The organism is Citrobacter sp. RHB25-C09, assembly GCF_013836145.1.
In the GTDB taxonomy this organism is placed as follows: Bacteria; Pseudomonadota; Gammaproteobacteria; order Enterobacterales; family Enterobacteriaceae; genus Citrobacter_A.
On record NZ_CP057483.1, the window covers coordinates 3,903,621 to 3,923,626 of the forward strand.

A 20,006-nucleotide genomic window follows, 5' to 3' on the forward strand; every position below is an offset into this window, starting at 1 on the left:
ATTTACACCGTGCGATCGGCGGACAATTCCACCGAAAACGACTTCTTTCGCTCAGGGCATAATGCCTTTGAATGCGGAAAATAACGCGATGTTATTCCGGATATTCAGTTTCTTCATTAAGTGCCGTTTGATATAGCTCAGGCGACGAACGTCGATGTTCGTCTCCCCGGAAATCTGGGAAAGCGACTTGCCTTTAAATATTTCCTCCATCAACCACCACTCATTGCCGGAAATAGAATGCGACGATTCTCCGTTATGCAGCGTTCGTCGCGTATAATTCACCAGCGAATAGCTAAAACAACTCTTTTGCTGTCGTTTAGCAAATAAGTCATGGAAAAATGGTGTAATATGCTCCAGTTCTTCACTTTTTAATAACCAGTGCGCCATCGGCAGCAAGGCATACAGAGCAAAAAAGAGCGGCATATTATGTTCGCTTAACAAAATAACCAGGTTTTTATTTTTATGCTCATAAAAATCGTTCATGAGTTGTAATGCGCGAAACCGCTCACGCGGTAAACTGTCCAGATCGCAGAGGATCCACTGACAGCAATCGTCACTCACCTTCACTTGCAACTGTTCAATTAACTGAAAATAATCGTCCGTTGAGGAATAGAAAATTTCAGAACGGTCGGCAAGTACACCGGTAATAACGGTTTTTATTCCCTGCGAATAAAAGAAATTTTTATCGTAGAGGAAACACTGATATACCATGCCTCAATTCCCTGTTGACACCGCTATTGATAGTTCAATGTGTAATTTGCCGTCGCGGTGAAAGGTCCGGTTGCTAATGTCCCGTTGGCTAAAGCCACTGGCTCCGCTTCAACAAACGCCTTAAAGTTCAGCTGCAGGATCGTGTCGTTGATTGGCGCAGGTGTGGTTGCGATGTTCAAACGAACGGGCGTGTCATCGGCTTCCAGCAACCCAATTCCCACTCCGCTGGCGTTGCCCGGTGCAGATGCCGTGATCTGCAATCTGTCCGCCAGTTCTGCATTCGGGGTTCCGCTAAACGTCACTGTGACGGTACTAAGTACGCTCGGGTTGCAGTCCTGCAATTTAATCGTGAACGGAATCGGCGTTGTTTTCCCGTTGATATACAATGACTTTGTGGAAATATTGCCAAAATCAACGGGCACCCTTTCTGACTCCGGAGCGATACTGCATGGATAAGCCACCACCACGCCTTTAAAGCTGAGGTCGCCGCCAATGAGTTCGCCCAGCGCCCATGCAGATTGCGAGGATAACGTCGTCAGCAAAATGGCGAGGGCGATCGTCATACGGTTCATATTCCCTCCTTACTGGAATTCAGCCACAATCGTGGCAGAAGCGTGAAATTCACCTTCCGGGATAACAGAGGTGGCGCTTCTGGCTACCGGCGCGGCAATCAGGTTCCAGTCCCCTTCGTTATTGGCAAACCCCGGTACGTCATAGAACGTATTGGGAATCACCGGCGTACCGTGGCTGTCGCGCAGCGCAATGCCCAACTCGGAGCGATCCACCGTCCCCTGCGTACTCAGGTACTTTCCGTCGACGAAGGCCGGGTTCGCCTGCTGGATGCCCAGCTTGATGTTCAGCGCGCCCTGGGCAAAACTGCCACCTTCACACTTCACGTGAATCGGCACGTTCTCGCTGTAGTTGGTGCCGTTCAACCGACTGCCCGTTCCGGGGATCGTTTTGAAGTCGACGACAATCGGCGTTCCCTGGTTGATCTTGCATTTGTCCGGCACAGTGATCACCCCAGAGGCGATCGTCACGCGTGACAACGGCGTACTTCCCATCGGTCCAGGTCCCAGGCGGCCAAACAGTCTGGCGATCTCAGACCCGCGCAGGTTCACGCCGTTGATAATGGGCTTGGTGATCATAAAGGTCACCTTCCCGCGCGCGCCGGAGGCAAACTGGTTTTGCAGGATCGTGCTGGGCACGTTGCAGTAGTTCTGGTTCACGTCATTCGAGACGTTTTCAAACGGCACAGTCTTGTACTGTTGCAGGTTACCGCCGATGTAGATCTCAATTTTGACGTCCATGTAGTCGTTGAGCTTGAGAAAACCTGCGGTCATGCCGGACTGGGTTAACGTCGCCTGCGCGGAGAAATAGACCGGCTGATTGGACATTGGCTGCGAGCAGTAAGCACGGCCCTGAAACATCCCCGCCAGGTCAAATTCATCCACCACGGTCGCACCGGGCTGGTTGGAAGTAATATCGTGATTCTCAATGTTAATCAGATAGTCATAGGTTCCATTGACTGGCTCAATCTCGCCATCCACGGCCAAGGCCGCGCCCGGCAGTGCGAACATACTCAGCGCCAGAAAAGCAGGCGTTTTTCGGCATAACAGGCCAGACAATTTCATCACTGATACTCCATTTTCAGGCGAACCAGGCTGTGAAAATCACCGGCGCTGACGTGTTGCCCGGTTGATTCCAGCGAAGCCATAAAATTCATTTCACTGTCCCCAGGATTAATCAGCCAGGGAGCGTGGGTCTGCCCCACATTAAGCGCATTTCCACCGTGGTCCAGCAAACGCACGCCTGCGCCGCGCGAACTGCCCGTGGTTTGTAACAACTGGGAATTATTGACATCCGGTTCGCCAACAAACGACATCTGTACCGCCTGCTCGCCGGTGCTGTAGGCGCGCCAGTCGTTACCGGTGGTACGAGAGGCAATGCTTCTGCGCCCTTGTGATGCGCCCTTCAGACAATCTTTCAGATAGACCTTGAAGCGCACGGGCTCACTGCGATCTCCGGCCTGACGAAAGCGCTGGGCGCTGATCTCACCCATCTCGACGTCCTGAATACGTCCCTGCGTCATCAGCACACAAGGAGAGGCGAAAACCGAGCCGTGAAACCGGACAATGCCGCTATCTTCACTGGCATGACCCTGAGCGCGATGTTGGGACTGCGCCGGAACATCCGCCCAGCTTTGAAACGCGACGCCCAGCGCCAGAAGGGCAACATAGGGAAAAGGATTTTGCATTGTCAGGTTCCTTCTTGATTAGCCCTGCTGTGCAGGCGGCAACGCTTTACAGGTATTGCCATCGCAACGATATTTCAGTTCCGGATGGCCGCCATAATCATTCACGTACATCATGGAGAACTGGCCTACACCGCCTTCCGTCACCGCAAACTGCTGACTGGACTTTGGTGCAATCATGATCCCCGGGAAACGGGTGATCTTCTGTCCGGCGCCTTTCGACAGCCCAAGGATCGTGATGTAGTAAGGCGTCGGGTTTTGGGCGGTCATCTGGTTGCCGTTTTTATGGAAGACCACCTGGTCCTGCCAGACTTCGCTTTTACTCTTCGGGATCACGGCTGCCGGGCGGTAAAACAATTTGATGCGCGACTGCATGGCTAACTGCAACGTGTTCGGCTTATCCGGCTTCGGCGGGATCTCTCTGACGTTGAGGTAAAACAGGCTCTCGCGATCCTGCGGCAGCTTCTCAATGCCTGCCGTTTTGGTCACGCGTGCGATCCCTTTCTGCCCACCGTTGATCCGCTGTAACGGCGGTAACACAATCAGCGGCGACGTGATTTTTTTACCGTTCTCGTCTTCCACCCACGATTGCGCCAGGAAAGGGATCTCTGGGCTGGTGTTAGACAGATTCGCACTCGACGATGCATCTTTTTCCGTAATAATGACGCGAGTACGATCCAGGGAGACCCCCGCTTGCGCATGGCCCGCAATCGTACCCAGCACCAACGCCGCCATCAGGTATCCGTTATGTCTTTTCTTGCTCATTTTTGGCCTTTTATTACAGTGAGATAACTCGTTCTTGCTGCGCTTAACGACACGGCAATAATGTGTCCGGACGTGAACCCTCCGCGCCGGGCGGTATCGTGACCTTGCACTGCTGCTTCCCGCCCCACATCACGTTCAGTGTTTCGTTGGCGTTCACACCCGCAAGCCAGGCCTGCCCGTCTTCCAGAACCATCGCGACGCTGACGCCATCGGCGTTGTAAATTTCTGCGCCAAACGGCGGTACGCTTCCGTCGGCAAGGCGCAGAGTGCCCATCATCTTCATCCCTTTCGCCATACCGAAGGCCTGGTAACCAATGGCCCCTTCGGTGAGAGTCGTCGTGCTGATGGCTTTTGACGGTTCGATATCGTTGGCCATCGCATCCACATCCACGCGGGTATCGAAGCTGTTGTAACTCACCACATCCGGTACGACGGCGATGCCGAAACGGTTGGTTCGCGACTTCTCGCCGTTGAGCGGCACGCCACCAATGCCGTTGGTATCCACCATTACGCGGGCGGTATTGATCGTCGCGCCGCTGTTGTGCATCGCCGCGCCATGCCGGGTGGCGGTAAAGCCGCCGCGCAGAGTCGTGCTCAGCGCCATGTACTCGTTTTGCTGGTAGCTGGCGTTGGTGTTGATTTCGGCAAGTTGTGAACGATGCTGGTAGTAGCCATCGACGCTCACGTTGCCGTCCTGGCTGGCGCCTGCACGAATACGCCACAGGTTGTTGTAATCGCTGTTGTCGGTGTACGACGCCATCGGGCTGGTTCTGCCGTTGTTGGTCTGAACATCCAGCCCCGCCCACTTGTTGTCGCCAATCGGCACGGAGAGGGAGAAAGAGATGGAGTCATCCTTGCGCCCTTTGTAGTCGGTACGGTAGGCAGAAAGGTTAGCCGTGATACCGCTGATGGCGCCTATACGGAAAGAACGTCCCATCGACATGCCGTAACGATCCTGGCTGCGTCTGTCCCAGTAGTTCTGGTGCGTCCAGGTGAGAAAAACGGTGGTTGCCATGCTGGGATCATCGGCCCAGAACGTTTTATTACCGGTGATGGTGTAGAGCTCTTTTTCCCGGCCGATATGGTCATAGCCCTGATAACGCTCGTCGAGGTATTGCGCCATCGTGCGGAAATCTTCCTGCGAGAAGCGATAGCCCGCGAAGGTGATGGAGCTGTTGTAGTCATCAAACGTTTTGGCGTAGCTCAGTTTGTAAGAGGTGCCTTTCAGACGTTCGCCGTCTGGCTCGCGGCTCCATGACTCCGTGGCGTCCACAGAAATCGCGCCAAAGGCGCTTAAATCACGGCCGATACCCAGCGCCACGGCGGTGTACTCTTCGCCCGAGGACTGCAAGCCGCCGTACAGCGACCAGGCGTTGGTCACACCCCAGGAGAAATCACCGGAAACGAAAGTTGGCCCCTGAAGCGTGTGGTTATAACGTGAAGGCGTACCGCCAGAAATGTTGTAGCGTACGTAGCCCGGACGCGTGAGGTAAGGAATATTGGCGGTGTTGACCTGGAAAGTAGAGACGGAACCATCCTGTTCCTCCACCCGCACATCGAGCACGCCGCGTACTGAACTGCGCAAATCCTGAATGTTGAACGGCCCGGCAGGTACGGTCGTTTCGTAAATCACCCGTCCGCTCTGGCTGACCGTGACTTTAGCGTTGGTGCGGGCAATACCATGAATTTCAGGAGCATAACCCTGTAATGCCGGCGGCAGCATCCGCTCGTCGCTGGCGAGGTTGGCCCCGGTGAAGCGCACCGTGTCAAACACCTGTGAGTTGAGGTAGATCTCACCGAGCGTCAGTTTCGCCGCCATCATCGGCAGCGGACGATAGGCGTAAATCTGATTCCATTCGAAATCAAACTGATGGTTCTGGCTGTAATAGCTGGTCTGGTACTCGCCGCGCACGCGCCAGCCGCCGATGTTGGCTCCTGCCTGTCCATAGCCGGAAATCGAACTGTAGTTTTCGTTGTCATTAAACTGGCGAGTTAACTGTCCGTTCAGGCTGTAGTCAAAAATAAGCCCTGCGACCCCTTCGTCCCAGCGTTCAGGCGGCGTCCAGTTAGGATCGTTGTACTTCATCCAGGCCTGGGGCACGGTGATTTCCAGCACCCCGGCGTAGTTGGTTAACTTTGCCCCAGGTAAACTTTGCAGCGAGTAGCAGTTTTCGTAAACCTGAGTAACCTGAAGGCGCGCCTCTTCTTTCAGCGCCAGCTTGTCCAGCAGATCGCCGTTGATGCACGGCAGCGTGCGCTTGCCTTCAGGGGAGTCGATGTAACGAATTTTCTCCTGGCCGACCGGTTGCCCGTTAATACGGATATCCAGCAGGTAATCGCCAGGGGTAATATAGTTATCTGTCGCAAAGCGCGTCAGATCAATTCGAGTACGATCCGCAGCATCCAGGACATCGGTATTAAATTCCACGCTATCTTCAGCCCATGTCGTCGCTGAGTAACAGCAACTCATGACCTGAAGTGCAATGATGGTGATTTTAGTTTTTAATTTAACCGACATGATTTTTCGTCCCGAATAAATCCGTTAAAAACGTCCTGCGTCCCGCCACGCTATTTTTATTGTGTTAGTTGTAGTCCATGAAAAATTGAGCAACCGCAGTGAACTCGCCGGCCTTGATATATTGATCAATCGGCACCAGTGATGCGGAAAATTGTAAATCGTTATCCTTCTCGCTCAGTTCGTATCCCGGCGAGGGTTGGCCAATCGTTAATATTTCCCCCTGACTGTCACGTAAACGGATGCCAAATCCATCGGCTTCACCGTTAATGATTAACGCGGTTGGATCAGATGCCGCAGCACTTCCTAAAAAGGTGACCCTGGCATAAGGATAAAGCGAACCATCGTTGCCTCTTTTCACCATGGAACATCCGATAAGGCGAACCCGGAATGGGCGCGTGATATTCCCTTCATCGTTGCGGTTAATCAGGCTGGCGGAGACTTCGCCGAACTCAACCTCCACGTCGCGTGTGTTAGGATCGATACTGCATGCCGCTTCAATCAGCTCACCGCTCATGGCAAATTTACCCATCGTCACGGTAGAGGGGGCTGCAGCAGACGTAAAGCCGACTAGGGCACACAAATAAAGCGGCAATGTCAGTGCGTTGCTTAATTTCATTCCATCGCTCCCTGGTTCCATTCATACCGATAAATAAGTGCGGGATTTGCTCCCGCACTCAGCACTTCTGCACAATTACTGGTAAGTAATCTCGAAGTTAACCGTTGACTGGAATGCACCAGCCATCACGGTGTTGGCAGCGTTGTCAGCTTTCAGGTAGGCAACAAACGGAATGGTGTTAGTGCCGTTAACCAGCTGAACTGCTGTAGTACCCTGGCCCCAAACCACATCCTGGCTGGCGCTGTCACGCAGGCCGATACCGGCACCGGAAGCTGTACCAGAAGTGAACGCAGCCAGCGTTGCATCACCTGGGTTGATGCTGGTTGGGTTGTAGGCGACAACAGCGGAGGTCGCAACGGTGGTGTCACAGTGCTGCAGTTCGATGTTCTGATGTACGTTACCCGCACGGGCACCGTTAGCCAGTGCAGAAACAGGAACCTGACCAAAATCAACGGTCACCGGGCTGGAACCTGGTGCCAGGCCACATGCGGTATTCACCAGTTCACCCTGGAATTCGATCTGGCCATTTGTCGTGTCAGCTAAAACAGACATAGAACCCAGCGCAGCAGTGAAAGCAACAGCAATAGCAACTTTATTCATTTTCATAACAATTTCCTGTTTGTACCAATATCCTGAGAAATAAAGAGTCATTATGTCGCGATCGTTATTTCGCTTGGTTACTAACAACTCTCTGTTTTGTTCCGGTAACGTCCTGGTATTAATTAACCCTGTATGGTTCAGCATTAATTAGCGCCACTCCCTTGAACTGATTGAAATGCTAGCAAAGGAAAATTTCACCACAAAGCACTACGTTTGCTGTGGAATACATACGCATTGTTAACTCGCAGGAATAAGAACGGCAGATTTATATCTCGCGAAGCGGTGTGAATAATCTTAATAGCGAGAGGGATTTTCCGGGGAAATTAGAAACAGCAGAAAATGAACATTAAGATATTTCATAAAATATAGCTGAAACTGGAAATATTGGAAATTTTTTAATTTAGCTGCGTAATTCCAGACGCACCGCTTCTACATCACATTGAACCAGACACTCACCGCAGCCGTTACAGCGTTCAGTATCCACCATGGGTATTCCCGCGTGGTCAAATGTGCAGGCCAGCTCCGGACAATGCTCGGCGCACTGATGGCATGGCCGGGTTGGATTCAGACAGGCATTACTGAAAACAGGACGTAACGCGGTGTCAAAGCGGCTCTGCGGCCGGAGCGCTTGCGGCTCACAGGCAGCGATACACAAACCGCAGCCATCACAGCTGGCATACTCAATTGCCAACTGGGGAAAACCATCATCGTGCTGCTGCAAAATACCCATCGGGCAAGCCTCAATGCACGCGTTGCACTGCGTACACTGGCGCCGAAATTGCGCATCCGGGAGAGCACCCGGCGGCAAAGGATGAACGGGATGAGAAGACGATGTCTGCGGGGTCGACTGTTTCGCCGCGCTGACAAACGCACGAAACAGCCCACGCCGACTGACGTGTCGGTGGGTCATGAGTTCCTGATAATATTTTTCCGATTTGCCCATCAGAAAAACAGCCGTCTGACTGTCGGCTTCAGCCCCTGCTGGTGCACAACATCCTGTAAATAGCAGGTAGCCACGGCGGCCAGACGGGCATAGAAGGGACTGATGGCGTTATCCTGCAACCGTTCAAGATACCGGTATCCCCACGGGAGCAGGTGCTCAGCGAAAAGCTGATTTGCCGCAGCGTCGTTGCCCGCCTCTAACAGCGCGCTAAAGGCGAGGAGCATCAGGCCGAACTGATCTTCAGGTTCTTTTTGTTGCGTCTCAAAAACCATACCCTGCGCACGTAAAAACTGGCGGTACTCTGCCGTTGTTTCACCCATCAGCAGATTATCTTTTTCCAGATACACGGAGCCCCACGGCGGCACCGGCATTTCACCCTGACCTTCAAACAGGACGGAAAATTGCCAGGCGAACGCGGCCTCATCCGGCACAGGCCAGTCAGCACAAAGGTGCGCTATTTTCTGCACGTCGCGCCAGGGATAAAGCTCTGGCAGCGTTGGCAGACAGTCGAAAAGCGCCTTCACCTCGGGCCTTTGCGGAGAGTAATAAAACAGTGCACCGAAGATGCGCGGTAAGACAGCACTGGGGGTCATGTGGGAAACTCCTGAATTTATGCCTGATGGCGCTACGCTTATCAGGCCTACGGGGTGATGGACCTGTAGGCCGGATAAGGCGCAAGCCGCTATCCGGCGATGTTAGGTTACATCGGCAACGTCCACAGGTTGTAGAACGCAATTCGGCCAACCAGTTCAGCGGCGATAACTGCCACTGCCGTCACCGCGAGGATCGCCGGATTCGCCTTCAGACGTACCCAGATCACAACCCCAACAATGCCCAGCGCCAGCAGCGCAGCCTGTGCGGTAAACCAGTTTGTTTGCGCGGCAGTTAACACGCCATCCGCACTCATAAGCGTCGATATATACCCTGAACGCAGGCAGAAGCTGACCAGGATCGCCAGTACGCTAACCAACAGCCCCAGACGCAGGCCAAATAGCGCTGCCAGCATTCCGCCGCCAATCAGTGCCGTCAGGATCATCATCACCGTGGTGTAAGAGGAACGCCACGTCACTACCGTCGGTAGCTGGTAAATCTGCGGGATCGCCAGGATAAAGACCACGCCGACTGCCGCCGCCAGCCATACCAGTGCTTTACACAGCCCGTTCGTGCCACGGCTGATTAGCAGTCCGAGAGAGCCCAGGCCGCCAAGCGCAGCAAACGCTGCCGACAACGCAATTTCGTTGCTCATCGGTGAATGCCCTACACGAAGCAGCATATTCAACGCGCGCAGCGGCTGGCCGACGTGGAAAATCCCTAACACCACGCCAATACCGAACAGACACATCGCGCAAAACAGCCCGACCGCCATTCGCCGCGCCTCGATCTGTCCCAGAGTGCCGCCAATCAGCAACAATACAAACGCCCCGACCGCGCTCTGAGTAAAGACAGTGAAAAAGACCAGTGGTAACTCATGCATGACGCACCTCCCCGTTATTCACAATGGCGCCTTCCTTGTCGCCCGTCGGCCTGGCCTTCGGATGCGGCTTGATAATCAGGTTCGGATGGGTGAATGACGCGGCTGGCAGCGGTGCAATCTCATTTTCAGTACCATATTTCGCCCGTAATTCGTCAATCGGGCCGAAATCCAGCGCACGCTGCGGGCAGGAATCTACGCAAATCGGGCGCAGATTTTGCTGCAGTCTGTCGAGACAGCCGTCGCATTTACGCATCACTTTTGCCTGCGCATCGAACTGCGGCGCGCCGTACGGACAGCGCATTTCGCAGTAACGGCAGCCCACACAAACGCTGTCATTCACCAGCACCAGACCATCTTCTTCACGCTTGTGCATCGCGCCGGTTGGGCAACCGGACACACACACCGGATCATCGCAGTGGTTACAGGCGATAGAGAGATAGTAGGTAAAGGTGTCGTTATGCCAGCTATTCCCCTCTTTTACCCAGCTACCGCCGCCATATTCATATACGCGGCGGAGCTTCGGACCGACGTCCAGATCTTTATTATCCTTGCAGCTAACCTGACAGGTTTTACACCCTGAGCAGCGCGAGGAGTCTACGTAAAAACCATACTGTTTCATGTGGCGGCTCCTTAAGCGCGTTTGATTTCAACCAGATTGGTATGCTGCGGATTCCCTTTCGCCAGCGGCGAAGGCAAGTGGCTGGTCAGGGTGTTGATGCACCCGCCCACGTCCACGCCTTTGCTGTCCAGTCGAGTCCACGCCCCCTGCGGCATTGCCACCACGCCGGGGATAATACGTTGGGTCACTTTGCACGGGATCGCCACCACGCCGCGATCGTTAAAGACATGCACCAGATCGCCTGATTTCAGTTGACGCGCCTCGGCGTCGAGCGGGTTGATCCAGACTTCATCCGGTACCGCTTCATGCAGCATCGGCACGTTGGTATAGGTGGAATGGGTGTGGCCCTTGGTATGAAAACCGCTCAGTTGCAGCGGATATTTCACCGTCATCACTTTGTTCAGGTGAGATTCCTTCACTTCGCAGAATTCCGGCACCGCCGGAATGCGGTCGCCTTCCGGCAGCGTCCACGCCTGTGCCAGATCCGCCAGCGCCTGCGAGTAAATTTCAATTTTACCGGACGGTGTCTTCAGTGGGTTGGCTTCTACGTCGGCGCGGAAATCCGCAAACGCCAGGCTTTGCTTATCCGTGGCGATTTGCTGGTCAATCACGCCCATCTCTTTCGCCACCGACCACTCCGGCAGATAGGCGCGTTTTTCACGAATCTGCTGATAGTGTGTTTCTGCCCACTGCGCCTGAGTTCTCCCCTCGGTGTACTGTTCGCGCAGCCCCAGATGCCCTGCGATGTCGGCACAGATATCGTAAGTACTGCGCACTTCCCACATCGGGGTGACCGTTTTCTGAAGGGCGATCATGTAATTGTGCGAGCCCGTTGAATACGAGCTGTCGACCAGATCTTCCGCTTCGAGATAGCTGGTTTCCGGCAGCAGGAGGTCAGCATACTTCGCGCTCGGCGTCATATGGTTTTCAATCACGATGATGGTTTCACACAGTGACTCATCCGCAAGGATCTTGCGCGTGCGATTGGTTTCGCCATGCTGATTCAACAAGGTGTTACCGGCCTGGTTGAAAAACAGTTTGATGCCGGTACTCAGTTTTTCTGCGCCCTTCACCCCCATGGTGGTGGCGGTCATTTTCTCCGGACTCTGGATGGCGTCTGTCCACAGATAGCACGGGATAGACGTTTTGATCGGGTTGGTCAAAATCGGTAACAGCGGGACGCCATAAGGTGTGCCGTATGGCCAGTTACCGTTGTTGGTGCCCGGCAGTCCGAAATGGCCAGTTAATGCAGGCAGCGTCTGGATGGCACGAACGGTTTGCTCACCGTTGGCATGACGCTGCGGCCCCCAGCCCTGGCAGATATAACAGGCGCGCGCTGCGGCAACTTCACGCGCCAGTTGGCGAATGCGCGTCGCCGGAATACCGGTGATATCCGCCGCCCATTCCGGGGTTTTGGCGATACCGTCGCTGCCTGTTCCCAGCACGTAATCTTTATAGCTGGCATTCTCCGCCGCGCCTTCCGGCAGCGTGCTGCGGTCATAGCCGACGCAGTATTTGTTGACCTGCTCTTCATCAATCAGTTGCTCGGTGATGAGCGTATGGGCCATCCCTGCGACCAGTGCCGCATCGGTGGTTGGGCGAATCGGCAGCCATTCCGCATGTTCGGTAATCACCGAGTCGGTATAGCGCGGGTCGATAATGATCACCCTGGCTTTTGATTGCTCAAGCGCCCGGCGAAGCTCCTCCACCTGACCGCCGCCTGACATGCGCGTTTCTGAAAGATTCAGACCAAACAGGACGACAAGATCGGAATGGGCAATTTGCGTAAAGTGGCTGCCGACATATACGCCGTGGGTGTAGGGCGTTGCCGTCGCAATTTGCGCGGTGGAATAGGTGTTATGGTAGTTTAAATAACCGCCGGTGAGATTGAGCAGCCGTTTCCAGGCTGGTGTTCCCTGAGTATGATAATAAGCGCCCGATTGATAATTATAATAAATTGCTTCACGGCCATATTTTTCGGTGACGCGCTTAAGTTCTGCAGCAATAAATGCTGTCGCTTCATCCCAGCTAATGCGCTTAAATTTACCTTCTCCGCGTTTGCCTACCCGCTTCAGCGGATACTTGATGCGATCCGGACTGTAGACACGCCAACGGCTGGAGCGCCCGCGCAAGCATGGACGAATCTGGTGCTCGCCAAATACCGCATCGTCTTTCGCATCTTCCGGCTCAATACGGACGATACGATCGTCTTTCACAATCACTTTTAGCGGACAGCGGCTGCCGCAGTTCACCAGACAGGCGCTGTGCCTGACGATTTCGTCATTGTTTGCGGGGGGAAGTTCTGCGGCTTTTTCTGCTCGCGCGGTGGTAGAAAAGGGTAAGGTAATCGCATTACTCAGCGCCACGGCAGCGCCTAATTTCGCGGTGTTTGTCACCGCCTCTCGTCGTGAAAATTTCGCATTAAGCCACTTTTTCATTTCCATTATTTATTTCTCACATTGCATCCATAGTTATTATTAATATTTAAATCGTCCCTATCATAAAGGAGTAGATATGTAAGACGATTGACTATGATCAAGCGAAAAATCTCATAATTAAATATTCAGATACGGAGGGGCAGCGCAAAAATTTTCTGATTATTGATCTGGTGAATGAATGATTTTCTCTGCCACCTTTGAATTACGCGCTTCAAAGGGGATAATACCCACACGAACAGTGAAACCAGGACCACAATGAGATACTCCCTGCCCTGCCGCAAGCTACGAAAACAGCCGATGAAACTCGGCACCACGGTGATTTTGATGGTCAGCGCCGTGCTGTTTTCCGTGTTGCTGGTGGTACACCTCATCTACTTTTCCCAGATCAGTGACATGACGCGCAACGCGCTGGCGGATAAAGCGCTGGCGGTTGCCCGTACGCTGGCGGATTCACCAGAAATCCGTCAGGGATTGCTGAAAAAACCTCAAGAGAGTGGTATTCAGGCGATTGCCGAAGCGGTGCGCAAACGAAACGACATGCTGTTTATCGTCGTTACCGACATGAAAAGCCTCCGCTATTCGCATCCGGAAGCCCAGCGCATTGGGCAACCCTTTAAAGGTGACGACATTCTTCTGGCACTGGATGGGAAAGAGAACGTCGCCATCAACCGGGGCTTTCTCGCCCAAGCCCTGCGCGTCTTTACTCCTGTGTATGATGAAAATCACCGCCAGATAGGGGTGGTGTCGATTGGCCTTGAACTGAGCCGGGTGACCCAACAGATCAACGACAGCCGTGGCAGTATCATCTGGTCGGTTATTTTTGGCGTGCTGGTGGGACTGATTGGCACAGCTGTACTGGTGAAAGTGCTCAAGCGTATCTTGTTCGGGCTGGAGCCGTATGAGATTTCCACCCTCTTTGAACAGCGTCAGGCGATGCTGCAATCGATCAAAGAAGGGGTCATTGCCGTTGATGACAGCGGCGAAATTACGCTCATTAATGAAGCCGCCCAGGAGTTACTGAACTACCGAAAATCGCGCGATGACGCACAGCTTTCGTCGCTTAGCCACGCGTGGTCGCAGGTAGTGGATCTGACGGAAGTCCTGCGAGACGGTACAGTCCTTCGCGACGAAGAGATCAATATCAAAGAGCGGCTGTTGCTGATTAACACCGTTCCGATACGCAGCAACGGTAAAATTATCGGCGCAATCTCGACCTTCAGGGATAAGACCGAAGTCCGCCAGTTGTTACAGCGCCTGGATGGCATTGTGAACTACGCCGATGCACTCCGTGAACGATCCCACGAATTCATGAATAAATTGCATGTGATTCTGGGATTGTTGCATTTGAAGAGTTATAAGCAACTCGAAGACTATATTATTAAGACAGCTAACAACTATCAGGAAGAGATCGGCTCTCTGCTGGGCAAAATAAAATCCCCCATTATCGCGGGCTTTTTACTCAGTAAGATTAATCGCACATCCGATGCCGGTCACAAGTTGGTGATTGATAACGAGAGTCAATTACCGGAAAGCAGTAATGAAGATCAGATAACGGTATTGATTACCGTACTCGGGAATTTGATTGAAAACGCGATTGAAGCGTTAAGCGATCAGCCAGGAGGCGAAATTAGCGTCGCCTTATACTATCGCCATGGCTGGCTACATTGTGAAGTCAGCGACGACGGTCCGGGAATAGCACCGGAACACATTGACCATATTTTCGATAAAGGCGTCTCGTCAAAAGGAACTGAACGTGGCGTTGGTTTAACACTTGTCAAACAACAAGTTGAAAGTCTTGGTGGCAATATTTACGTGGAATCCGAACCTGGCGTTTTCACCCAATTTTTTGTACAAATCCCCTGGGATGGGGAGAGGACCAGTACATGATCAATGTCTTTATTATCGATGACGATGCGATGGTTGCGGAATTAAATCGCCGCTACGTCGCACAGATCCCGGGTTTTCAATGCTGTGGAACTGCCTCAACATTAGAGAAAGCCAAGGAGGTGATCTTCAATAGCGACACGCATATTGACCTCATTTTGCTGGACATCTACCTTCAGAAAGAGAATGGACTGGACCTGCTTCCGCTGTTGCATGCCGCTGGCTGCAAAAGTGATGTCATCGTTATCTCTTCGGCCGCCGATGCCGTCACGATTAAGGATTCGCTGCACTACGGCGTTGTTGATTATTTGATCAAACCGTTTCAGGCCTCGCGGTTTGAAGAAGCCCTTACCGGCTGGCTGCAAAAGAAAAGAGACATGGACAAGCGTCAGTATTTTGAGCAGTCCGAGTTGGATCAGCTTATTCACGGCAACGCCTCTCAGGAGCAAGATACCCGCCGCTTGCCGAAGGGCTTAACGCCGCAAACGCTGCGTACATTATGTCAGTGGATCGACGCGCATCAGGATTATGAGTTTTCAACCGATGAACTGGCGAATGCCGTAAATATCTCTCGCGTCTCCTGCCGGAAATATCTTATCTGGTTAGTCAATTGTCATATTTTGTTTACCAGCATTCATTATGGCGTTACTGGCCGTCCCGTTTATCGCTACCGTATTCAGGCAGAGCATTATTCTTTACTTAAGCAATATTGCCAGTAGAAGATAAATCTTAGTCTGGGGTTATTTCGTTATATATTGATAACAAATATAACAATAATGAAAAAACACCAGCACTAAGATTTTCCTTTAAAACTTTTATAAATTGCGATGGATCAACAATTCCTGCAATATACCTGTAATATCAATCAATTATTATTAATCTCACCACCCGTTGTTTTTAATTTCAAAAACAGTAACAAAAGTTAATAAAGTATTTTATGCGCTATAGACTGTGTATTTTTAATCACAAAGGAGTAGTCTAAAAATATAGGGACAGTGAGAAGAAAAAGAGAAACAGTGGCAATGGAAACGATGCTACGTCTCAAGGAAGAGCACCTTCTGCGAGCAGATGATATGTTCACATTTTTCATAAACATACTACAAGAAGCACGGAACCTGATTCTGCTTTCCTTTTTTAAACTGCCCATCGCCAGAGACATTAACTCTCTGAAACACACGATAAAAAGAAACTAAGAATTTACATGAGGTCAGTGAAAAATTCTTATTTATTGTCAGGAGACGCTTCTCGTTTTCTGACGCAACGCCTATTCGCCAGGATCTGCATCAACCACAAAAAACAGACCATGGCTGTGATCGAATTATCAAAATTGACTGGTTTATCGCGAGGGTAAATAAATGCTATTTAGTATACAACTTCTCATAATATTAATTTGTTTGTTTTATGGTGCCAGAAAAGGCGGTATCGCACTGGGTCTGTTAGGCGGTATCGGCCTGGTTATTCTGGTCTTTGTTTTCCATCTCCAGCCGGGTAAACCACCCGTAGACGTCATGCTGGTCATTATCGCCGTGGTCGCCGCCTCGGCAACGCTTCAGGCCTCCGGTGGTCTGGACGTTATGTTGCAAATCGCAGAGAAACTGCTGCGTCGCAACCCGAAATACGTCTCCATCGTTGCGCCGTTCGTCACCTGTACCCTGACCATCCTCTGCGGTACCGGTCACGTGGTATATACCATTCTGCCGATCATTTACGACGTGGCGATTAAAAATAACATTCGTCCGGAACGTCCAATGGCCGCCAGCTCCATCGGCGCGCAAATGGGGATTATCGCCAGTCCGGTATCAGTCGCGGTTGTTTCACTGGTCGCCATGCTGGGCAACGTTACCTTTGAAGGCAAACATCTGGAATTCCTCGACCTGCTGGCCATTACCATCCCGTCTACCCTGCTGGGTATCCTGGCGATCGGTATTTTCAGCTGGTTCCGTGGTAAAGATCTGGATAAAGACGAAGACTTCCAGAAATTCATCTCCGTTCCGGAAAACCGTGAATACGTGTATGGCGACACCGCAACGCTGCTGGATAAAAAACTGCCGAAAAGCAACTGGCTGGCAATGTGGATCTTCCTGGGTTCAATCGCTATCGTTGCTCTGCTGGGTGCGTTCTCCGAGCTGCGCCCGAGCTTTGGCGGCAAAGCGCTGTCAATGGTGCTGGTCATCCAGATGTTCATGCTGCTGACCGGTGCGCTAATCATCATCCTTACCAAAACCAACCCCGCATCTATCTCTAAAAACGAAGTTTTCCGTTCAGGTATGATCGCGATTGTGGCGGTGTATGGTATCGCCTGGATGGCAGAAACCATGTTCGGCGCGCATATGGATGAAATCCAGGGCGTACTGGGCGAGATGGTGAAAGAGTATCCGTGGGCGTATGCGATTGTCCTGCTGCTGGTGTCTAAATTTGTTAACTCCCAGGCAGCGGCGCTGGCGGCTATCGTGCCAGTCGCACTCGCTATCGGCGTTGACCCGGCTTATATCGTGGCATCCGCTCCGGCATGCTACGGTTACTACATTCTGCCGACCTACCCGAGCGATCTGGCTGCAATCCAGTTCGACCGTTCCGGTACCACCCGCATTGGTCGCTTCGTCATCAACCACAGCTTTATCCTGCCAGGTTTGATTGGCGTGAGCGTATCCTGCGTATTTGGCTGGATCTTCGCCGCCATGTACGGATTCCTGTAAAGGTATCTTACGTGCCGCTCGCTTTCGGGCGGCACGTCACTTCGAAAAATTTATAATCAACAGGCTGGAAGCACATGTCTAATAAAGAATTCTTTTACCAGGCGCCTTTCCCGATGGGGGAAGACAAAACAGAGTATTACCTACTCACTTCCGACCACGTCAGCGTTAGCGAGTTTGAAGGAGAGTCCATACTGAAGGTTGAGCCGCAAGCCCTGACGCTGCTGGCACAGCAAGCCTTCCACGACGCCTCTTTCCTGCTCCGCACTGAACACCAACAGCAAGTCGCCTCCATTCTCCATGACCCCGAAGCCAGCGAAAACGATAAATACGTCGCGCTGCAATTCTTAAGAAACTCCGAAATCGCCGCCAAAGGCATTCTGCCGACCTGTCAGGATACCGGCACCGCGATCATCGTAGGGAAAAAAGGCCAGCGCGTCTGGACCGGCGGCGGTGACGAAGCGGCGCTGTCGAAAGGGGTTTACAACACATATATCGAAGATAACCTGCGCTATTCGCAAAACGCAGCGCTGGATATGTACAAAGAAGTCAACACCGGCACCAATCTCCCGGCGCAGATCGACCTCTATAGCGTTGACGGCGATGAGTACAAATTCCTCTGTGTGACCAAAGGCGGCGGTTCCGCGAATAAAACCTATCTTTATCAGGAAACGAAAGCGCTGCTCACCCCTGGCAAGCTGAAGAACTTCCTTGTTGATAAGATGCGTACTTTGGGCACCGCAGCCTGCCCGCCGTACCATATCGCGTTTGTTATTGGCGGCACCTCCGCAGAAAGCACCCTGAAAACCGTGAAGCTCGCCAGCACCCATTACTATGATGGCCTGCCAACGGAAGGGAACGAGCACGGACAGGCGTTCCGCGACGTACAACTGGAGCAGGAACTGCTGAAAGAGGCGCAGAACCTCGGCCTCGGCGCACAGTTCGGCGGGAAATATTTCGCACATGACATCCGCGTTATTCGTCTGCCGCGCCACGGTGCCTCCTGCCCGGTAGGCATGGGCGTCTCCTGTTCTGCCGACCGTAATATCAAAGCGAAAATTAACCGCAAAGGGATTTGGATCGAAAAACTGGAACGTAACCCAGGGCAGTACATTCCTGAGTCACTGCGCCAGGCGGGTGAAGGTGAAGCGGTTAAAGTTGACCTCAACCGTCCGATGAAAGAGATCCTCGCTCAGCTTTCGCAATATCCTGTCTCTACGCGCCTGTCGCTGACCGGGACCATTATTGTGGGCCGCGATATCGCCCACGCGAAGCTGAAAGAGCGCATCGATTCAGGCGAAGGGCTGCCGCAGTACATTAAAGATCACCCGATCTATTACGCGGGTCCGGCAAAAACGCCGGCAGGTTATCCGTCGGGTTCATTGGGGCCGACTACCGCGGGCCGCATGGACTCCTACGTGGATCTGCTGCAATCTCACGGCGGCAGTATGATCATGCTGGCAAAAGGCAACCGCAGCCAGCAGGTGACCGATGCCTGCCACAAACATGGCGGCTTCTATCTGGGGAGCATTGGCGGCCCGGCTGCGGTGCTGGCGCAGCAGAGCATTAAGCATCTGGAGTGCGTTGAGTACCCTGAGCTGGGTATGGAAGCGATCTGGAAAATCGAAGTGGAAGACTTCCCGGCGTTTATCCTCGTGGATGACAAAGGCAACGACTTCTTCCAGCAGATCCTTAGCAAGCAGTGCGCAAACTGCGCGAAATAACCTTTCCGGCCCGGTATCCTCCGGGCCTTTTCCTTGTCTGCAAAAGTCCATCGTTGAATTTTTTTCGATTCCGGTGAATATTGGTCTTTTCCAATGACTTGTGAAATCACATGGTACGCACACTGAACCCGCTGTTGCTGAACGCAGGCGCCCTGTTTCTGATCCTTCTCCTCGTCTATACCGGCCTCTTTGCGGGCGATAAGCTGACCTGGCTGATGGAGGTTACTCCGGTAATTATTGTGGTGCCGCTCCTGCTGGCCACTGCCAGGCGCTACCCGCTGACCCCACTGCTGTATACGCTCATTTTCTTCCACGCCATCATTCTGATGGTGGGTGGAATGTACACCTACGCTAAAGTTCCCGTAGGCTTTGAAGTCCAGGAGTGGCTGGGGTTAAGCCGCAACCCCTACGACAAGCTGGGGCACTTCTTCCAGGGGCTGGTTCCTGCGTTGGTGGCTCGCGAGATCCTCGTGCGCGGGAAGATTGTTCGCGGCAAAAAGATGCTGGCGTTCCTGGTCTGCTGCGTGGCGCTGGCGATCAGCGCGGTTTATGAGCTGATTGAATGGTGGGCGGCTTTAGCAATGGGGCAAGGGGCTGATGATTTTCTCGGCACCCAGGGCGATCAGTGGGATACGCAGTCAGATATGTTTTGCGCTCTGCTTGGTGCATTGACCACGGTGATCCTGCTGGCGCGCGTCCATTGCCGTCAGATCAGGAGGCATCATTTAGCTTCGGCTTTCTGATTTATTACCGCAATTGCCCGGTGG

General features: G+C 52.7%; 18 protein-coding genes. 5 read left to right on the plus strand and 13 right to left on the minus strand.

The features are described from left to right. Positions 1-51: 51 nt before the first annotated feature. From HVY19_RS18490 to HVY19_RS18550, 13 genes are all read right to left on the minus strand, one after another. Positions 52-711: a LuxR C-terminal-related transcriptional regulator gene (locus tag HVY19_RS18490; protein WP_181682058.1), complete on the minus strand. Its 660-nt coding sequence runs from the start codon at positions 709-711 to the stop codon at positions 52-54. Positions 712-734: 23 nt separating this feature from the next. Beyond that, a complete protein-coding gene (locus HVY19_RS18495) occupies positions 735-1,283 on the minus strand; it encodes a fimbrial protein (protein ID WP_181682059.1) in 549 nt (182 codons plus the stop codon). 9 nt (positions 1,284-1,292) lie between these two features. Further along, on the minus strand, positions 1,293-2,291 hold the full coding sequence (locus HVY19_RS18500) for a fimbrial protein (RefSeq protein ID WP_249419122.1): 999 nt from the start codon (positions 2,289-2,291) through the stop codon (positions 1,293-1,295). A 53-nt stretch (positions 2,292-2,344) separates the two neighbouring features. After that, positions 2,345-2,968, minus strand: coding sequence for a fimbrial protein (locus HVY19_RS18505; protein ID WP_181682060.1), 624 nt, complete (start codon positions 2,966-2,968; stop codon positions 2,345-2,347). 18 nt (positions 2,969-2,986) lie between these two features. Beyond that, positions 2,987-3,700, minus strand: a complete 714-nt coding sequence (locus HVY19_RS18510) for a molecular chaperone (protein WP_181684327.1) — start codon at positions 3,698-3,700, stop codon at positions 2,987-2,989. Between the two features lie 73 nt (positions 3,701-3,773). Continuing rightward, positions 3,774-6,248, minus strand: coding sequence for a fimbria/pilus outer membrane usher protein (locus HVY19_RS18515; RefSeq protein ID WP_181682061.1), 2,475 nt, complete (start codon positions 6,246-6,248; stop codon positions 3,774-3,776). Positions 6,249-6,312: 64 nt separating this feature from the next. Beyond that, the gene (locus tag HVY19_RS18520; protein ID WP_181682062.1) at positions 6,313-6,864 is read right to left on the minus strand and encodes a fimbrial protein; all 552 of its coding nucleotides are present in this window, start codon (positions 6,862-6,864) and stop codon (positions 6,313-6,315) included. Positions 6,865-6,939: 75 nt separating this feature from the next. Next, positions 6,940-7,470: a fimbrial protein gene (locus HVY19_RS18525; RefSeq protein ID WP_181682063.1), complete on the minus strand. Its 531-nt coding sequence runs from the start codon at positions 7,468-7,470 to the stop codon at positions 6,940-6,942. 394 nt (positions 7,471-7,864) lie between these two features. Next, a complete protein-coding gene (gene napF / locus HVY19_RS18530; RefSeq protein WP_249419092.1) occupies positions 7,865-8,374 on the minus strand; it encodes a ferredoxin-type protein NapF in 510 nt (169 codons plus the stop codon). A 32-nt stretch (positions 8,375-8,406) separates the two neighbouring features. Then, positions 8,407-9,000 carry a molecular chaperone gene (locus tag HVY19_RS18535; RefSeq protein ID WP_181682065.1) on the minus strand — a complete coding sequence of 198 codons (594 nt, stop codon included), beginning with the start codon at positions 8,998-9,000 and terminating at the stop codon, positions 8,407-8,409. 107 nt (positions 9,001-9,107) lie between these two features. After that, entirely contained in the window at positions 9,108-9,881 is a 774-nt protein-coding gene (locus HVY19_RS18540) for a DmsC/YnfH family molybdoenzyme membrane anchor subunit (protein ID WP_181682066.1), read from the minus strand. Beyond that, positions 9,874-10,500, minus strand: coding sequence for a DMSO/selenate family reductase complex B subunit (locus HVY19_RS18545; RefSeq protein WP_181682067.1), 627 nt, complete (start codon positions 10,498-10,500; stop codon positions 9,874-9,876). The genes HVY19_RS18540 and HVY19_RS18545 overlap by 8 nt, the downstream gene beginning before the upstream one ends. An 11-nt stretch (positions 10,501-10,511) precedes the next feature. Beyond that, a complete protein-coding gene (locus HVY19_RS18550; protein ID WP_181682068.1) occupies positions 10,512-12,944 on the minus strand; it encodes a DMSO/selenate family reductase complex A subunit in 2,433 nt (810 codons plus the stop codon). Positions 12,945-13,193: 249 nt separating this feature from the next. Between HVY19_RS18550 and HVY19_RS18555 the strand changes: the two genes are divergently transcribed. From HVY19_RS18555 to HVY19_RS18575, 5 genes are all read left to right on the plus strand, one after another. Then, positions 13,194-14,825: a sensor histidine kinase gene (locus HVY19_RS18555; RefSeq protein WP_181682069.1), complete on the plus strand. Its 1,632-nt coding sequence runs from the start codon at positions 13,194-13,196 to the stop codon at positions 14,823-14,825. After that, complete coding sequence (gene dcuR, locus HVY19_RS18560) at positions 14,822-15,541, plus strand: two-component system response regulator DcuR (RefSeq protein WP_181682070.1); 720 nt, start codon at positions 14,822-14,824, stop codon at positions 15,539-15,541. Before HVY19_RS18555 ends, dcuR begins: the two co-directional genes overlap by 4 nt. Before the next feature lie 636 nt (positions 15,542-16,177). Next, on the plus strand, positions 16,178-17,518 hold the full coding sequence (gene dcuB, locus HVY19_RS18565) for an anaerobic C4-dicarboxylate transporter DcuB (RefSeq protein ID WP_181682071.1): 1,341 nt from the start codon (positions 16,178-16,180) through the stop codon (positions 17,516-17,518). 74 nt (positions 17,519-17,592) lie between these two features. Continuing rightward, positions 17,593-19,239 (plus strand): class I fumarate hydratase FumA, encoded by a 1,647-nt coding sequence (fumA, locus tag HVY19_RS18570; RefSeq protein ID WP_181682072.1) that lies wholly within the window; start codon positions 17,593-17,595, stop codon positions 19,237-19,239. A 110-nt stretch (positions 19,240-19,349) separates the two neighbouring features. Then, the gene (locus HVY19_RS18575; RefSeq protein ID WP_181682073.1) at positions 19,350-19,982 is read left to right on the plus strand and encodes a DUF2238 domain-containing protein; all 633 of its coding nucleotides are present in this window, start codon (positions 19,350-19,352) and stop codon (positions 19,980-19,982) included. The last annotated feature ends 24 nt before the right edge of the window (positions 19,983-20,006 follow it).

Bases quoted from the DNA above. Each gene is read 5' to 3' on its own strand.
- HVY19_RS18490 (WP_181682058.1), bottom strand. From the start codon at position 711: ATGGTATATCAGTGTTTCCTCTACGATAAAAATTTCTTTTATTCGCAG.
- HVY19_RS18495 (WP_181682059.1), bottom strand. From the start codon at position 1,283: ATGAACCGTATGACGATCGCCCTCGCCATTTTGCTGACGACGTTATCC.
- HVY19_RS18500 (WP_249419122.1), bottom strand. From the start codon at position 2,291: ATGTTCGCACTGCCGGGCGCGGCCTTGGCCGTGGATGGCGAGATTGAG.
- HVY19_RS18505 (WP_181682060.1), bottom strand. From the start codon at position 2,968: ATGCAAAATCCTTTTCCCTATGTTGCCCTTCTGGCGCTGGGCGTCGCG.
- HVY19_RS18510 (WP_181684327.1), bottom strand. From the start codon at position 3,700: ATGGCGGCGTTGGTGCTGGGTACGATTGCGGGCCATGCGCAAGCGGGG.
- HVY19_RS18515 (WP_181682061.1), bottom strand. From the start codon at position 6,248: ATGTCGGTTAAATTAAAAACTAAAATCACCATCATTGCACTTCAGGTC.
- HVY19_RS18520 (WP_181682062.1), bottom strand. From the start codon at position 6,864: ATGAAATTAAGCAACGCACTGACATTGCCGCTTTATTTGTGTGCCCTA.
- HVY19_RS18525 (WP_181682063.1), bottom strand. From the start codon at position 7,470: ATGAAAATGAATAAAGTTGCTATTGCTGTTGCTTTCACTGCTGCGCTG.
- napF (WP_249419092.1), bottom strand. From the start codon at position 8,374: ATGACCCACCGACACGTCAGTCGGCGTGGGCTGTTTCGTGCGTTTGTC.
- HVY19_RS18535 (WP_181682065.1), bottom strand. From the start codon at position 9,000: ATGACCCCCAGTGCTGTCTTACCGCGCATCTTCGGTGCACTGTTTTAT.
- HVY19_RS18540 (WP_181682066.1), bottom strand. From the start codon at position 9,881: ATGCATGAGTTACCACTGGTCTTTTTCACTGTCTTTACTCAGAGCGCG.
- HVY19_RS18545 (WP_181682067.1), bottom strand. From the start codon at position 10,500: ATGAAACAGTATGGTTTTTACGTAGACTCCTCGCGCTGCTCAGGGTGT.
- HVY19_RS18550 (WP_181682068.1), bottom strand. From the start codon at position 12,944: ATGGAAATGAAAAAGTGGCTTAATGCGAAATTTTCACGACGAGAGGCG.
- HVY19_RS18555 (WP_181682069.1), top strand. From the start codon at position 13,194: ATGAGATACTCCCTGCCCTGCCGCAAGCTACGAAAACAGCCGATGAAA.
- dcuR (WP_181682070.1), top strand. From the start codon at position 14,822: ATGATCAATGTCTTTATTATCGATGACGATGCGATGGTTGCGGAATTA.
- dcuB (WP_181682071.1), top strand. From the start codon at position 16,178: ATGCTATTTAGTATACAACTTCTCATAATATTAATTTGTTTGTTTTAT.
- fumA (WP_181682072.1), top strand. From the start codon at position 17,593: ATGTCTAATAAAGAATTCTTTTACCAGGCGCCTTTCCCGATGGGGGAA.
- HVY19_RS18575 (WP_181682073.1), top strand. From the start codon at position 19,350: ATGGTACGCACACTGAACCCGCTGTTGCTGAACGCAGGCGCCCTGTTT.